16 protein-coding genes are annotated in these 15516 nt (G+C 39.7%); all 16 read right to left on the reverse strand.

Translation table 11 applies throughout. From position 1 onward, the window contains the following. Positions 1-202: 202 nt before the first annotated feature. The 16 genes from rnhB to fabD all read right to left on the reverse strand — a co-directional run bounded on the left by rnhB (position 203) and on the right by fabD (position 15362). Positions 203-961, reverse strand: a complete 759-nt coding sequence (gene rnhB / locus AC3WSK_RS01090) for a ribonuclease HII (protein WP_079560443.1) — start codon at positions 959-961, stop codon at positions 203-205. Positions 962-1209: 248 nt separating this feature from the next. Next, entirely contained in the window at positions 1210-2085 is an 876-nt protein-coding gene (gene ylqF / locus AC3WSK_RS01095; protein ID WP_492411480.1) for a ribosome biogenesis GTPase YlqF, read from the reverse strand. Positions 2086-2141: 56 nt separating this feature from the next. Continuing rightward, positions 2142-2711 carry a signal peptidase I gene (gene lepB / locus AC3WSK_RS01100; RefSeq protein ID WP_079560441.1) on the reverse strand — a complete coding sequence of 190 codons (570 nt, stop codon included), beginning with the start codon at positions 2709-2711 and terminating at the stop codon, positions 2142-2144. 106 nt (positions 2712-2817) lie between these two features. Continuing rightward, the gene (gene rplS, locus AC3WSK_RS01105; protein WP_079560440.1) at positions 2818-3162 is read right to left on the reverse strand and encodes a 50S ribosomal protein L19; all 345 of its coding nucleotides are present in this window, start codon (positions 3160-3162) and stop codon (positions 2818-2820) included. 116 nt (positions 3163-3278) lie between these two features. Continuing rightward, positions 3279-4016 (reverse strand): tRNA (guanosine(37)-N1)-methyltransferase TrmD, encoded by a 738-nt coding sequence (gene trmD / locus AC3WSK_RS01110; RefSeq protein ID WP_427482761.1) that lies wholly within the window; start codon positions 4014-4016, stop codon positions 3279-3281. Then, positions 4016-4531, reverse strand: coding sequence for a ribosome maturation factor RimM (gene rimM, locus AC3WSK_RS01115; protein ID WP_427482554.1), 516 nt, complete (start codon positions 4529-4531; stop codon positions 4016-4018). Before rimM ends, trmD begins: the two co-directional genes overlap by 1 nt. A gap of 389 nt (positions 4532-4920) precedes the next feature. Further along, positions 4921-5154, reverse strand: coding sequence for a KH domain-containing protein (locus tag AC3WSK_RS01120; RefSeq protein WP_004269410.1), 234 nt, complete (start codon positions 5152-5154; stop codon positions 4921-4923). A 15-nt stretch (positions 5155-5169) separates the two neighbouring features. Continuing rightward, positions 5170-5442 (reverse strand): 30S ribosomal protein S16, encoded by a 273-nt coding sequence (gene rpsP, locus AC3WSK_RS01125; protein WP_053483320.1) that lies wholly within the window; start codon positions 5440-5442, stop codon positions 5170-5172. 94 nt (positions 5443-5536) lie between these two features. Further along, positions 5537-6895, reverse strand: coding sequence for a signal recognition particle protein (ffh, locus tag AC3WSK_RS01130; RefSeq protein WP_079560438.1), 1359 nt, complete (start codon positions 6893-6895; stop codon positions 5537-5539). A 12-nt stretch (positions 6896-6907) separates the two neighbouring features. Next, positions 6908-7243: a putative DNA-binding protein gene (locus AC3WSK_RS01135; protein WP_079560437.1), complete on the reverse strand. Its 336-nt coding sequence runs from the start codon at positions 7241-7243 to the stop codon at positions 6908-6910. A gap of 189 nt (positions 7244-7432) precedes the next feature. Beyond that, positions 7433-8686 carry a signal recognition particle-docking protein FtsY gene (ftsY, locus tag AC3WSK_RS01140; RefSeq protein WP_492411484.1) on the reverse strand — a complete coding sequence of 418 codons (1254 nt, stop codon included), beginning with the start codon at positions 8684-8686 and terminating at the stop codon, positions 7433-7435. Beyond that, on the reverse strand, positions 8683-12264 hold the full coding sequence (gene smc / locus AC3WSK_RS01145; RefSeq protein WP_492411486.1) for a chromosome segregation protein SMC: 3582 nt from the start codon (positions 12262-12264) through the stop codon (positions 8683-8685). The genes ftsY and smc overlap by 4 nt, the downstream gene beginning before the upstream one ends. A gap of 3 nt (positions 12265-12267) precedes the next feature. Then, a complete protein-coding gene (gene rnc / locus AC3WSK_RS01150; protein ID WP_079560434.1) occupies positions 12268-13032 on the reverse strand; it encodes a ribonuclease III in 765 nt (254 codons plus the stop codon). A gap of 342 nt (positions 13033-13374) precedes the next feature. Continuing rightward, complete coding sequence (gene acpP / locus AC3WSK_RS01155; RefSeq protein WP_024362063.1) at positions 13375-13611, reverse strand: acyl carrier protein; 237 nt, start codon at positions 13609-13611, stop codon at positions 13375-13377. A 58-nt stretch (positions 13612-13669) separates the two neighbouring features. Then, the gene (gene fabG / locus AC3WSK_RS01160) at positions 13670-14416 is read right to left on the reverse strand and encodes a 3-oxoacyl-[acyl-carrier-protein] reductase (RefSeq protein WP_079560433.1); all 747 of its coding nucleotides are present in this window, start codon (positions 14414-14416) and stop codon (positions 13670-13672) included. After that, positions 14409-15362, reverse strand: a complete 954-nt coding sequence (gene fabD, locus AC3WSK_RS01165) for an ACP S-malonyltransferase (protein ID WP_492411489.1) — start codon at positions 15360-15362, stop codon at positions 14409-14411. The genes fabG and fabD overlap by 8 nt, the downstream gene beginning before the upstream one ends. Positions 15363-15516: the final 154 nt, after the last annotated feature.

The following is a 15516-nucleotide window of genomic DNA, read 5'->3' on the forward strand; positions in this document are numbered from 1 at the left end:
AGATGTTTTTTGTGCGAAAGCGCAGCGTCAGCAACATGTTTTTGTCTGTGCGACAGCGCAGAGACAGCGCAGAGACAGCGCAGCGACAGCAACAACACGAGGGCCGACACGATGTCGGTCATTTCGGTAATGCCACAGGACGTGGCGTTCTTAGACTGAGTTCCTCTACTTTAGCGAATGTTTGGACATCTGCTGAAAGAAGTTAAAGCATTGACTTAATTGGCTCAAATGATTTGCGATGATGAATAGTCGGACCGTATTCTTCCAGTGCTATTAAATGCTGCTTTGTTCCATACCCCGCATGCTGAGCAAAACCATACATAGGGAAATCCTCATCCAGTTGATCCATATAATCATCTCGAGCCGTTTTTGCCAATATCGACGCTGCTGCAATAGCTAAGCTTTTCGCATCTCCTTTAATGATTGAATCCTGTGGAATAGAAATTGGTAGCGTCATAGCATCTACTAGCACATAATTAGGTTTCATAGATAACGATTCTACGCTTGTCTTCATCGATTGCTTCGTCGCTTCGTAAATATTTAATTCATCAATTTGTTGCGCTGATTGGAAATGGATAAAATAACTTAATGCATGCTCCTTTATTAAAGCAGCATAGGCACTGCGTTTATCTTTTGATAATTGCTTTGAATCATTTAATCCGACTAGCGCTTCACAGTTTGCAGGTAAAATAACAGCAGCTGTTACTACTGGTCCTGCCAACGGTCCACGTCCTGCTTCATCTACCCCTGCAATGAAGGCATCTTCTCCTCCGTAGCTTTGATCGAAATCGACCTTTGCTTGATGTTCCTGTAGTAGCTGTTGTTTTTTATCTTGACGCTTTTTCCAGCTTAGCCAAGCCTTTTGCACACCGGCACGCTCGTCTGTCTCTACACCGGACATCCAGTCTTGCCATTCCTCCGCTTCCTTCAAAGCTGCTGTAATTTCTTTAATCGTTTTCATCTATTTACTCCCTTTTTGGTTCTTACAGTTAAACGTTAATCTTATTTCTTTCGGGCTAAGGGCTCGTCTAAACATTTTGGCGTGTTCCACAATATGTACTTGAATGCACATTCATTTCAGAAGGACGCTAATCCCAAAATAATTATAACTTCTTTTTCACGCTCTATATCATTTATCGGCAAGAAGAAGTATTCCTAAAAGAAAAACTGTCACGCTCACGATTTATGACGTGAGTATGACAGTTTTCTTTATTGCTGCTCTGTTTCTTTTTCAAGTTGTTCGTGAACAAAGTCAAATGTTAGTTTGCCTAATTGTTGACCACGAATATCTCGAACGATTAGTTGAGCTACTTGATCATAATCGATTTCTCCACCAGGACCGAACACACGACGAAGTTTACCGATATGGTCGAAAGTCTCAACTAAATCTTCATGTACAATCTGGAAGCCATAGCGCTCTTCCATTCGTGCTGGATAATGAACGGATAAAAAGCGTAGACCATATACTGCTAAATCCTCCATATTCGTTATCGTATCCTTTATAGCACCTGTTAAGGCTAATTTGTAGCCTACTTCTTGATCTTCAAATTTCGGCCATAAAATACCTGGCGTATCGAGTAATTCAAGCTCCTTCCCAACCTTTATCCATTGCTGAGCCTTAGTTACCCCAGGCGTATTACCTGTTTTGGCTATATTTTTCTTTGCAAGACGATTAATTAGCGTCGATTTCCCTACGTTAGGAATTCCAACAATCATTGCGCGAATAGCTCTCGGCTTCATGCCACGTGACTTCATACGGTCAAATTTTTCTTTCAATATTTCTTGAGCAGCCTTTGTCACCTGCTGTAACCCTTTGCCTTCAAGAGAATTAATTGCTACCGCCTTATGACCACGTTGCGCAAAGTACTCTACCCACTTACGTGTTTCATGCTCATCTGCCATATCTGATTTATTTAAAATAAGAAGACGTGGTTTTTGATTGATCACTTCGTCTATCATCGGATTTCGGGAAGATAGAGGTAAACGTGCATCTATTAATTCAAAAATAATATCAACGAGCTTTAATTTTTCCGTTACTTCTCTGCGGGCCTTTGCCATATGCCCTGGAAACCATTGTATAGTCATATCTATACCTCCTAAACTAAAAGAAAAAGGGAGTATTTAGCCCTCCCTTTCAAGAATTACTTTACAATTTTAATATCACTAAACGGCCAGAAAATAAGACTTGTATTACCAATAATCTCTTTCTGATCGACAAGTCCTATATGACGACTATCCTTACTGTATCGACGATTATCTCCCATAACGAAAACATAACCTTCTGGAATTACATCTCCTTTTAGGTTTACATCAATGTCGTTTAACTTAAAATCCTCTGTTAAAGTACCTTCTGTAATTTCTGATTTGTAAGCATCTAAATAAGGTTCGTCTATCGGTTCGCCGTTAATGTATAATTGATCATTTTTATATTCCAAAGTATCTCCTGGTAGCCCAATAACACGTTTAATATAGTTCTTCTTTTCAGGAGCGTGGAATACAACAATATCAAAGCGTTTTGGTTCACCTATTTTATAACCAATTTTATTCACAATCATACGATCGCCATCTTCAAGGGTTGGCATCATGGACTCTCCATCTACTGCAATAGGTGTAAATAAAAAATAACGAATAATCGCTGCAATCGCAAATGCAATTAGAAGTGCCTTAGTCCATTCCCATAGCTCATTCTTTTCCTTAACCTGTTTTTCCATCGAGAATTGCCCCCTTGTCTAACTTCATTTTAGTTGATAGCTATTTAAGATGACAAGCAAAAAGAAAAGGGGCTTGTTGTACAAGCCCCTCACTTTTAAGTCATAATTATCGAATTTCTTTAATACGAGCAGCTTTACCACGTAGGTTACGTAGGTAGTAAAGTTTAGCACGACGTACTTTACCACGACGTACAACTTCTAAGTTAGCGATTTTTGGTGTGTGTACAGGGAATGTACGTTCAACACCTACACCATAAGAAATTTTACGAACTGTGAAAGTTTCGCTAATACCGCCACCACGACGTTTAATTACTACACCTTCGTATACTTGGACACGTTCACGTGTACCCTCTACTACTTTCACGTGTACCTTAACAGTATCACCTGGACGGAAAGATGGTAGATCCGTGCGAAGCTGAGCTTTAGTAATTTCTGTAATAATGTTTGACATTGTTTTCTCTCCTTAGACAGATGCTCTTGCACGCAATCTATGCCACAGCGGAACACCGTAATTCAGTACTCCACATAGAAGTACAGATTAGATGTTATCATAAATATAGATAGCAATCAAGCATCTTTATTATTGTTTTTAAGTTTTTCTAAATACAATTTTTGCTTATCTGTTAACGGATAATTCTCGAGTAAATCCGGACGACGTTCGAACGTTCTTTTCAAAGATTCTTCTTCACGCCATTGCTCAATCTTCGCATGATTGCCTGATAGTAAAATATCAGGGACTTTCATTCCGCGAAAATCAGCAGGTCGTGTATAATGTGGGTGCTCTAGAAGGCCTGTTGAGAACGAATCTTGTATGTGGGAATCCTCTTGTCCTAAAACCCCCGGTAGAAGTCGTACAACGCTATCTATAACCGTCATAGCCCCTAGTTCGCCACCAGTTAATACGAAATCTCCAATTGAAATCTCGTCTGTAACAAGATGTTGGCGAATGCGTTCATCATAACCTTCATAATGACCACATAAAAATACTAGTTCTTGTTCTTGCGCTAGCTCTTCTGCCTTTTTTTGAGTAAAACGCTCACCTTGTGGACACATCAAAATGATACGAGGATTTCTTCCTTCTGTAATAGACTCGACAGCGCTAAACATCGGCTCTGGTTTTAATACCATGCCCGCACCACCGCCATACGGATAATCATCTACTTGATTATGCTTGTTACCCGAAAACCCACGGATATCAGTTACTTCTAGCTTTACAGCACCTTTTTCCTGTGCTTTCTTTAATATGGATGCACCAAAAACGCCTGTAAACATATCAGGAAATAGACTTAACACATTGATATTCATCATAACAAGCCTTCCATTACATGGATCACAATTTTCTTCTCATCCACATCAATTTCCTTGACGATGTCTTCGATATATGGGATGTAATGCTCTTTTTTATTACCCTTGACTACCCATACATCATTTGCTCCTGTTTGAAGAATATCGGCTACTACTCCGATCGTTTCGCCTTCTTCAGATACAATTGTACAGCCAATTATTTCATGGAAGAAATATTCATTTTCCTTTAATAATTCATCTGTCATTTGATCCTTCGTAATTTTAAGCATTCCTTCTTTAAAAGTTTCAACAATGTTAATGTTGTTCATGCCTTCAAAAGTTAATAAAATGAAGTTTTTATGACGACGCATTGATTCAATCGTTACCCATGTTGGCTTTTTATCGTCTTTTTTAAACGCCGCAAGCTTATTTCCTACTGCGAAGCGCTCATCTTCAAAGTCTGTTGTTGATAACACACGCACCTCACCGCGAATACCGTGTGTATTGACAATACGACCTACATTAAACCATTCCATTCAAATCTCACCTCGTATGAATTTCGCCTTGACATAATTGTGCTGTCACTTCTCTTTCGCACAGTACACAATTGCTAAACATGCCTATCCCCGTCAAGCTACTAGCTAGCCAGAACAAAAGTAACCTTCTCTCACTTTCACCTAAAGTAGCAGATTAACTTTTGGCGGACGATGTTACAGCTAAGAAGTCCCTTAATGTCATTATGTTCAATTACTTCTCAAAGTAATGATGATAATGAAAAAAGGAAGGAACCGGCAAGCTCCTTCCTTTGTAGTCCAGATTTTCCGCTTTACCTCAAAGCCACTTCGAATTCCTAAGTGCATGTAAACATACCTATCAGGACTCTCCAGTGCTTGTTGCATGTAAAAGAGCGTGAAAATCTTTTCTATCAATCCAATATATCGACGTAGGTCTTTTTTTGATGGTGACTACCCGCCGCTGAATAAACAATTGTACGAATTGCTTTCGCTACTCGCCCTTGCTTGCCTATGACTTTCCCTCGATCCTCTGGATGAACAAAAAGTTTATAAACAATTCGATTTGCATTTTCATCCGTCTCAATACGAACTTCTTCTGGATAATCGACTAACGGTAAAACGATTGCTTCAATCAGCTGCTTCAAAGACGTCGCCCCCGATTATTTACTGAATTTTTGGTTATGGAATTTTTCCATGATTCCTTGTTCTGAGAACAAGTTACGCACTGTATCTGATGGTTTTGCACCGTCAGTTAACCATTTAAGAGCTTTCTCTTCATCGATGTTTACAGTAGCTGGTTGAGTTAGTGGGTTGTAAGTACCAACTGTTTCGATTGAACGACCGTCACGTGGTGAACGAGCGTCTGCAACTACGATACGATAGAAAGGAGATTTTTTAGCTCCCATACGTTTTAAGCGAATTTTAACTGCCATTTTAATAGCACCTCCGAATAAGTTTCACACAAGATAGTATATTATCAATGTTTAGGTTGTTTGTAAAGTGTTTTTTCTTAACACCTAAAAATTATTATTTAAACAATGAATCAAAGCCTGGTAGTTTCATCTTTTTCTTTCCTTTGCCACTTGCCATGCCTGTCATTTGCTTCATCATTTTTTTCATTTCATCAAATTGCTTTATTAAACGATTTACTTCTTGAATTGATGTCCCAGAACCCTTCGCTATGCGCTTTTTACGGCTACCGTTAATGATTTCCGGATTCGTCTTTTCAGCAGGTGTCATCGAATAAATAATCGCTTCTACGCGGCCCATTTGCTTATCATCAACTTTAACATTGTCTAAACCTTTGATTTTGCCGGCACCTGGTAACATTTTTAAAATATCCTCAAGTGGACCCATTTTCTTTACTTGCTGCAATTGCTCAACAAAATCATCGAATGTAAAGCTCTGAGTTTTAAATTTTTCCTCTAGTTCTTTAGCCTTAGCTTCATCAACATTTGCCTGAGCCTTTTCAATAAGCGATAAAACGTCACCCATACCTAATATACGAGACGCCATACGCTCTGGATGGAAAGGTTCTAGCGCATCCATCTTCTCACCCATACCGACAAACTTAATCGGCTTCTGCGAAACGGAACGAATTGATAACGCCGCACCACCACGTGTATCACCATCAAGCTTTGTTAAAACAACCCCTGTAATACCGATTGCTTCATTAAAACTTTCTGCCACGTTTACAGCATCCTGACCTGTCATAGCATCTACAACTAGGAACACTTCATCCGGCTCTTTTAACGCACGAATATCTTTTAACTCTTGCATTAATTCTTCATCAATATGCAAGCGCCCTGCTGTATCGATTATCACAACATCATGATGTTCTTCTTTGGCCAACTCAATTGCCTGTCGTGCGATTTCTACTGGAGATACATCAGTTCCTAACGCAAAAACAGGTAGGGATAACTGCTTTCCTAATGTTTGTAGCTGTTGAACAGCCGCTGGACGATAAACGTCAGCAGCAACTAGCAATGGCTTACGATTATATTTTTTACGTAACACATTTGCCAATTTACCAGTAGTAGTCGTTTTCCCCGCACCTTGTAAGCCGACCATCATAATAACTGTCGGTGGCTTTGTATTAAATTTGATTGGGCTTTGCTCGCCACCCATTAATTCTGTTAATTCCTCTTGTACAATTTTAATAACTTGCTGACCTGGCGTTAAGCTTTGCATAACATCCACGCCGACAGCACGTTCACTGACCTTTTTAACGAATTCTTTGACAACTTTTAAGTTAACATCCGCCTCGATTAAAGCAAATCGGACTTCTCGCATCATTTCTTTAACGTCTTGTTCCGATACTTTACCTTTACCTTTAATCTTTTGGATCGTTCCTTGGAGTCGTTCCGCTAATCCTTCAAAAGCCATTGCTTTCGCCTCCTAATCCCATTCTTTCAACTGTTCTATAAGCGCCAACTGCTCTTCACCTGTCATACTTTGTTCTGTAATCCCTGTTGTAAGCTGCGCAAGCATTTGTGTACGTTGTTGAAATTTTTCCAATAAACATAGTTTTTCTTCATATTCTTCAAGCATCGCTTCTGTTCGACGAATATTATCATAAACAGCTTGGCGGGAAACTCCATACGATTCAGCGATTTCTCCAAGCGAGTGATCATCTAAATAATATAGCTCCATATAACTTCGTTGCTTATCTGTTAATAATGCTTGATAAAAGTCGAAGAGAAAGTTCATGCGTGTTGTTTTTTCAAGTAGCATCGAATGTTTCTCCTCCCGTTATTAGTCATTTGTATCATATCGAAAAGCGCCCGTCTGTGTCAAGGTAATCTCCTTGTCTAAAAGCCTTAATTAACCGCTTTTTAGGTGTTTTTCACCTATAGCCAGTATTTCCCTTTTAAACAACGCGATTCCCCTGCACAGACGAGCGCTTCAATTAACAATTATTTGTTAATCCTCATTATTTTGTAATTCTTTATCTAAACCATCCGCAAATAAACCATACACATAGCGTTCTGCATCGAATGGTTGTAAATCATCCATCTTTTCACCAAGACCTACAAACTTCACAGGAATGTGTAATTTATTTCGAATAGCAAGGACAATACCACCTTTAGCAGTGCCGTCAAGCTTTGTTAAAACGATTCCTGTTACATTTGTAGCTTCCTTAAATGTTTGTGCTTGAACAAGTGCATTTTGACCTGTCGTTGCATCTAATGCTAATAGTACTTCATGCGGTGCATTCGGTATCTCTCGAGAGATTACTCGATGAACTTTCTCAAGCTCATTCATTAAGTTCACTTTATTTTGCAGGCGCCCTGCTGTATCACAAATCAACACATCTGCTTTACGGTTTTTCGCTGCACGAATAGCATCGTACATAACCGCTGCTGGATCTGAGCCTTCCGATTGTTTAATCACTTCACAGCCAACACGGTCTCCCCAAACTTGTAATTGGTCGATGGCACCAGCACGGAATGTATCACCTGCCGCTAAAACAACTGTTTTACCTTGTGATTTTAGACGATGGGCAAGTTTACCGATAGTAGTCGTTTTCCCAACACCATTTACCCCAACGAATAAAATGACAGTAAGCTCCCCTTCAGGTTGCATATTAAGTTCGATTAAATCTTCTTCTCCTTGCTCATAAATTTCCACAAGCTTTTCAGAAATAATCGTTTGAATTCCGTTTGTATCTTTGATATTTTTACGCTGAACCTCGAAGCGTAATTTATCCATTAGCTCCATTACTGTTTCAAAGCCAACGTCCGCCTGTAATAATAAGTCTTCTAATTCTTCAAAGAAATCTTCGTCTACTTTTCGATAACGAGCAACTAGATCATTCACTTTTGAAGTAAATGAATTACGCGTTTTTTCCAGTCCAGCCTTGAACTTTTGTGTAATAGACCATGCAGAAGGCTTTTTCTCCTCTACTGGTTCTTCCACTAGCGCGACCTCTTGTACTTCTTGTTGCTCAAGTTGTTCTTGGTCAATTTCTTCAGGAATTTCTGTTTCAATTGAGCTTTCTGTTACAGAAACTTCCTCGACTTTTTCAACTTCCTCTATTGTTGCTTCAATTTGAGCAGGCTCAGTTGCTTCGTCTTGCTTCTGTTCAGCAACTTCTTCTTCAGTAATCTCTTTTACTTTTTCTTCTTCGACTGGGTTGCCTACCAATTTATCTTTTAAACGTTTAAAAAAACTCATGCTTGTTCGCTCCTTTGCTCCGCAAGTACGGGTTCATCTTCTAATTTTACTGAAACAAGTTTAGATACACCAGATTCCTGCATTGTAATACCATACAGCACATCTGCTCCCTCCATCGTTCCTTTACGATGTGTGATTACAATAAATTGCGTATTACGGCTAAATTTCTTCAAATATTGGCTATATCGAACGACATTTGCCTCATCTAAAGCCGCCTCTACCTCATCGAGAATACAGAAAGGTACAGGTCGTATATTTAGAATGGAGAATAATAAAGCGATTGCAGTTAGTGCACGTTCGCCACCTGAAAGCAAGCTTAGGTTTTGTAGTTTTTTCCCTGGTGGTTGAGCTACAATTTCTATACCTGTTTCTAGCAGGTTTTGAGGGTCCAATAATACTAAATCTGCCTGACCTCCACCAAACAATTCACGGAATACACGTTTAAATTGCTCTCGAATGGCATAGAATGTTTCACTAAATCGTAGCGTCATTTCTTCATCCATTTCTTTAATGGCCTCATGTAAAGTTTCCTGTGCAGCAAGTAAATCCTCACGCTGCTCAGTTAAAAATGAATGGCGTTCAAGTACCCGATCGTACTCCTCAATGGCGCTCAAGTTAACCGGACCTAGCTCTTCTATAGATTTCTTCAATAATTTCACTCGACGTCGCATATGCTCTTCATCTTCAATGGCTAGAGCTAATTCTTCAGCTTCTTCAAATGTTAGCTGATAATTTTCTTCTAGCTGTTCATTGAAATTATTGATTTCGAATTCTACGCGACTTCGCTTCAATTCATTTGCACGGATTGCCTCAAGATAACCTTTATGCGTACGTTGCAATTCTTTCAACTGTTCTTCTAAAGTAGTAAGCTCTTGTTGTTGTGCTACTTTTTCATCTTTTTTCTGTGAAATAGTATCCTGCAGAGAATCTCTTCTCACTTTCCACGTAGCAACCTGCTCATCTACTTCTTCATCGCTTAAAAGATTTGTCGATTCATCAGATTGAAGCCAGATTATTTCCTGAGAAATATTGTCGACTTTTTGACGAGCTTTGTTTAATTGTAGGGCTAACTCTGCTGTAGCAATTTGCACTTGTGACATTTGCTCCTGCATTACCGCTAACTGCGAGCGTTTTTCTGCTGACTGCTCACGAAGTACATCTTTTTCCGATTCACTTTGTAGCTTCACTTTACTTAGTTGTTCCACTGTTTCATTTATTTCTAACAGCTCTGTCGCTAATGAAGTTAAATGCTCCGTGGCCACTTCCTTTTGAGCTAATAATGCTTCTTCGCGAGTTTTTACATCTTGCGTTTCATTAGAAGCAAAAGATACTCGTGCAGATAAGCTTTTCTCGACAACCTCTAACTCACGAATACGACTCGCTTGCTGCATTTCATCTTTTCGAAGTTGTTCACCGTCAAGTTTCAATTGCTCTACTTTGTCTCGCAATACTGCAAGCTTCTCTTTTTCATCCGAGACAGACTGTTCAGCACTATAAATAGTTGCTTCCAACGATTCTAGCTTTACTATTAAACCATCTAATTCTGCTTTCCTTGTAAAAAGTGAAGATTGTTGCTTCGTTGCACCACCTGTTAATGAACCGCCCGCATTGACGATATCACCATCAAGTGTTACAACACGATATCTAAATCCGCATAATCGAGCAATTTGACTTGCACCTTCTAAACTTGATGCAACGATGACATTACCAAGGAGGTTCTCGACAATTGTACGGTTCTCTTCACCGAACGTGACAAGTGCATCAGCCATTTGAACAAATGCTGGGTGCTCAGTAGCTAGCTGAATCATAGATAGATTAATTTTTCGTGACTTGATAACTGTCTTCGGTAAAAATGTTGCGCGTCCAGCTCTCTTTTGTTTTAACCAACGAATCGCCTGTTGAGCATATCGTTCATCGGTTGTCACAATATGCTGAGAGGCTGCCCCCAATGCCGTTTCAATAGCCTGTGAATATTTCCCATCCACTTGAATTAACTCAGCAACAGCTCCTTCAATCCCAGCTAATTCACCTTTATCACGCGCTAATAATACTTCTTTTACTCCATGGAAGAACCCAGAGAAATCAGCTTCCAGTTCAGCTAACGTATCTTTTCTAGCCTTAAGTTGTTGCTGATGCTGATAAGCTTTATAAAGCATTTCCTGCTTTTCATTAAACGATGCATTCACGTTCTTAAGCTGTATTTGCAATGCTTCATATTGCTCAAGCTTTTCCTGTAATTCGCTTGTTGTTGTAGTATGCGCAACAACTAGCTTCTCTTTTTCCGCTAAAACTTGCGAAAGTTCTTGCCCGATTTCATCCGTTTGGCCTGACATTCGTGCCGCCATCGCTTTTTGCTGCACTATTTGTTGTTCAATATTTTTTAATTCATTTTTCACCGTTGCTTCTTCGTTTAAGGAGTCGATATATCGGTTTTTTTGTTCTTCAATTTCTTGTTCAATTTCAGAAACAGAGCGATTTAAAGATTGTTCTAATTGCTTAATGCCTTGTTTCAGCTCCGATACCTCTTGCTGCTTTTCACCAAACAACTCTTTTTTCTCTTGTTCTTGAGCTATAAGAGACTCAACCTCATCTTTTGCTTCTTGTAATGCCGTATTTAATTGAAGTAGTTGATTAGAAGCATTTTGTCGCTTTTCAGCCATTAACGCTTTACGACCATCCCAACGCTCTACCTCCATCGTTGCATTAACAAACTCGGCCTGAGTAGTATCTAAATAATCATCTAGCTCTTTTAAAAGCTTACGTATACTGGCAGTTTGCTTTTCTATCGAAGAAATATGATGAGCTTGTTTTTGCTCTGTTTCATAAAGTTCTGTGTACTCAGTTTTTAGAGCATGCAAAGATTGTGCACAATTTTTTAAATCGTGCACAAGGATGGCGATATCAAAATCCTTTAACTCTGTTGACATTTGCACATAATCTCTTGCACTTGAAGCCTGAATTTCTAACGGCTCTAGACGACTATCTAGCTCATGTAAAATATCTAAAACACGATACAAATTTTCATCTGTTTCAACAAGCTTATGCTCTGCCTTCTTCTTTCTTAGTTTATACTTTAACACGCCAGCTGCCTCTTCAAAAATTGAACGACGGTCATCAGGTCGGCTATTTAAAATTTCATCGACACGGCCCTGCGAAATAATGGAGAAGGCCTCTTTCCCAAGTCCCGAGTCCATAAACAAGTCCGTAATATCCTTCAGGCGACACTGCTGGTTATTAAGTAAATATTCACTATCACCTGAACGGTATACGCGTCTTGTTACGCTGACTTCTGTATATGAAAAAGCAAGCTGTTCATCTGTGTTATCTAAAATAAGCGTTACCTCTGCAAAGTTCAGTGGCTTACGTGAGTCACTCCCAGCAAAAATAACATCCTCCATCTTTGCCCCACGTAACGACTTTGCCGATTGCTCCCCAAGTACCCAACGAATGGCATCGATGACATTACTTTTTCCACTGCCATTTGGTCCAACCACTGCTGTAACACCGGGTACAAAATCAATTCCAATGCGCTCCGCAAAAGATTTAAAGCCAATCACTTCGAGTCGTTTTAGGAACATCTATTAAGCCTCCTCTTTTGCAGTGCGTTCACGCATCGTACGCATTGCACATTGCGCTGCTTGCTGCTCGGCTTCTTTTTTTGATTTCCCACGACCAATTCCAAGCTCCTGTCCATTCAACAGTACGCTCGATACAAAGGTACGGTTATGCGCTGGACCCTTTTCATCAACAATTTCATAATGAAGAAGACCGTTATTTGTTTGCTGCACCATTTCTTGCAATTGGCTTTTAAAATCCATCACATGCGAAAAAGCACCGACTTCTACTTTCGGGAATACGATTCGTTCTAAAAAGGACACAACCGTTTGTAAGCCTTGATCTAAATAAAGGGCGCCAACAAATGACTCAAATACATCTGCAAGTAGCGCTGGGCGTTCCCGTCCACCTGTTAGTTCCTCACCTTTTCCGAGTAATACAAAGCGGCCAAAACCTAATTCATTTGCAAAGATAACAAGTGATGGCTCACATACTATAGATGCTCGTAGCTTCGTCAACTCACCCTCACTCATATTAGGGTATTTCTCAAAAAGGTATTTAGAAACAGACAGTTCAAGTACTGCGTCTCCTAAAAATTCAAGACGCTCATTATCCGTAAACAATTTACGGCGATGCTCATTCACATAAGATGAATGCGTGAATGCTTGATACAATAAATTTTTATTACTAAATGTGATATTTAATTCATGCTGTAACAGCTCGAATTGATTGCGTACTTTTTCAGGAAGCACGCCAGATTTCTGCATAGTTCCTTTTCTTTTCATAGCCATTGAACAATCTGCCTTCCTAATAGTTTCTACCGTTTAAGTGTACCTTTTTCAAGGCATTTATGCAAAAGTATTTCGGCTTAAATGCAATGTTTTGGAAGTTTAATCATTTAATTTTTTTCCAAAATAAAAAAAAGGGACGTTCACAGTTCGCACAACGAACCATTTCGTCCCTTTTTTTAAAAATACACCTTAGCATTTTCTGCTCTTCACATGAAAGAAAAGCAAGAGTAATTTCTGCCAAAGGCTTTAACTTTATTGAATCATAAACTTTTATTGTAAAATGACCGCAGTCATGTCAACACCGCTAGAGGTGATTAATTTCTGCTATAAAGTTAAAACGAATTAGTTGATTTTACCTTCGATGTATGAAATTGCAGAACCAACTGTTGAGATTTTTTCAGCATCTTCATCAGAAATTTCCATATCGAATTCGTCTTCAAGCTCCATTACAAGCTCAACAACGTCTAATGAGTCAGCACCTAAATCATCACGGAAAGAAGCTTCTAGAGTAACTTCACTTTCCTCAACACCTAAACGGTCTACGATTACTTTTGTTACGCGTTCTAATACTGTAGTCAAATCATTCACCTCCCCTCAAATGATTATACAAAAAATCATTATTTATGACTAATTGAAATTACATGACCATGCCGCCATCTATATGTAACGTTTGACCCGTCATATAGTTGGCATCATCTGAAGCTAGGAAAGCTACAGCCTTCGCAATATCCTCAGGCTGCCCAAGTTTCGCTAGCGGAATTTGCGTAAGCATACCTTGCTTTATATCTTCTGGTAGTTGATCAGTCATTTCAGTTTCAATAAAGCCTGGTGCAAGCGCGTTTACTAAAATATTACGTGATGCTAATTCCTTAGCAGTCGTTTTAGTTAATCCAATAACACCTGCTTTTGCAGCTACGTAATTAGCTTGCCCCGCATTACCAGCTACACCGACAATGGATGAAATATTAATGATACGGCCTGCACGTTGCTTCATCATTTGACGTGTTACTGCTTTTGTACAAAGGAATACGCCCTTTAGGTTCGTATCTAACACATCGTCCCATTCATCTTCTTTCATACGCATTAACAAGTTATCACGTGTAATCCCCGCATTATTTACTAAAATATCAAGCGAGCCGAATGTTTTCACCGTTGCATCCATTAACGCTGTAACTTCCTCTGTTTTTGAAACACTTGCTTGTACAGCTATTGCCTCGCCACCATTTTCTTGAATCATTGCGACAACTTCTTCGGCTTTTGCTTGAGAACCGCTGTAGTTTACGACAACTTTAGCACCCTCATTAGCAAGCTTTAATGCAATAGCACGTCCTATTCCACGTGAAGCACCAGTTACAACAGCTACTTTACCCTCTAATTTACGCATTAATCGTCCACTCCTTCGATGCTTCTATTACAGCCTCTAATGATGTTTCATCATAAACACAGTATGTCGTGACAGATCGATCGATTTTTTTCACTAATCCACTCAATACTTTGCCTGGTCCACATTCAATAAAGACATCCACACCTTGCGAAATCATTTCACGCACAGATGCTTCCCATTGCACAGCACTATATACTTGTTCTACTAATTCATGTTGAATAGCCAGAACATCCTCTAGCTCTTTCGCCATTACATTACCGACTACTGGAATTTGCGGAACTGACAATGATATATCAGCCAACGTTTCTCTCAGCTTTTCAGATGATGGTCGCATTAACTCTGAATGGAATGGACCACTAACAACTAAAGGAATTGCTCGTTTTGCACCAGCTTCCTTAGCCGCTAAAGAAGCTTTTTCAACGCCTTCCTTTGTGCCAGAAATAACAATTTGTCCTGGACAGTTTACATTTGCAACTTGAACTGGATCACCTGCTACAGATACTTTTTCAGTTACTGCATGCAATGCCTCAAGCTCCATCCCTAAAATGGCAGCCATAGCACCTTGCCCTGCAGGCACAGCTTCATTCATATAAAGTCCACGCTTATGCACAACAGACACGGCATCTTCAAACGATAGCACACCAGCGATTACTAATGCGCCATATTCCCCAAGTGAATGTCCAGCTGTATAATTTGGCATAATACCTGCTGCACGTAATTTTTCAGCAACCATCACACCTGTAGTTAGGAGTGCAGGTTGAGCATGGTAAGTCAACGTTAACTCCTCAGCCGGTCCCTCTATCATAAGCTTAGATAACTCAAAGCCAAGCGATTGATTTGCACGCTCATAAAATGCTTTACTTCCTGCCGAATTCTCAATAAACTCTTGCCCCATCCCCACTACTTGAGAACCTTGGCCTGGAAAAATAAATGCTATTTTCGTCATTTCTCATTAATCCCCTTTTTTAATCAATTATGCCTCGGCATAGGAATCGGCTTTGCGCTCAGGCCTGCACGAGGGCCGACACGAAGTCGGTCATTTCGGTAATGCCACAGGACGTGGCGTTTTTACCGATGCAGGTCAGTTAGCCGTGTTATCG

It is taken from the genome of Lysinibacillus sp. EB271-A1-10B, from assembly GCF_058791335.1.

What these genes read in the sequence shown, in the direction of transcription:
- rnhB (WP_079560443.1), bottom strand. Translation starts at nt 961, where the DNA reads ATGAAAACGATTAAAGAAATTACAGCAGCTTTGAAGGAAGCGGAGGAA.
- ylqF (WP_492411480.1), bottom strand. Translation starts at nt 2,085, where the DNA reads ATGACTATACAATGGTTTCCAGGGCATATGGCAAAGGCCCGCAGAGAA.
- lepB (WP_079560441.1), bottom strand. Translation starts at nt 2,711, where the DNA reads ATGGAAAAACAGGTTAAGGAAAAGAATGAGCTATGGGAATGGACTAAG.
- rplS (WP_079560440.1), bottom strand. Translation starts at nt 3,162, where the DNA reads ATGTCAAACATTATTACAGAAATTACTAAAGCTCAGCTTCGCACGGAT.
- trmD (WP_427482761.1), bottom strand. Translation starts at nt 4,016, where the DNA reads ATGAATATCAATGTGTTAAGTCTATTTCCTGATATGTTTACAGGCGTT.
- rimM (WP_427482554.1), bottom strand. Translation starts at nt 4,531, where the DNA reads ATGGAATGGTTTAATGTAGGTCGTATTGTCAATACACACGGTATTCGC.
- rpsP (WP_053483320.1), bottom strand. Translation starts at nt 5,442, where the DNA reads ATGGCAGTTAAAATTCGCTTAAAACGTATGGGAGCTAAAAAATCTCCT.
- ffh (WP_079560438.1), bottom strand. Translation starts at nt 6,895, where the DNA reads ATGGCTTTTGAAGGATTAGCGGAACGACTCCAAGGAACGATCCAAAAG.
- AC3WSK_RS01135 (WP_079560437.1), bottom strand. Translation starts at nt 7,243, where the DNA reads ATGCTACTTGAAAAAACAACACGCATGAACTTTCTCTTCGACTTTTAT.
- ftsY (WP_492411484.1), bottom strand. Translation starts at nt 8,686, where the DNA reads ATGAGTTTTTTTAAACGTTTAAAAGATAAATTGGTAGGCAACCCAGTC.
- smc (WP_492411486.1), bottom strand. Translation starts at nt 12,264, where the DNA reads ATGTTCCTAAAACGACTCGAAGTGATTGGCTTTAAATCTTTTGCGGAG.
- rnc (WP_079560434.1), bottom strand. Translation starts at nt 13,032, where the DNA reads ATGGCTATGAAAAGAAAAGGAACTATGCAGAAATCTGGCGTGCTTCCT.
- fabG (WP_079560433.1), bottom strand. Translation starts at nt 14,416, where the DNA reads ATGCGTAAATTAGAGGGTAAAGTAGCTGTTGTAACTGGTGCTTCACGT.
- fabD (WP_492411489.1), bottom strand. Translation starts at nt 15,362, where the DNA reads ATGACGAAAATAGCATTTATTTTTCCAGGCCAAGGTTCTCAAGTAGTG.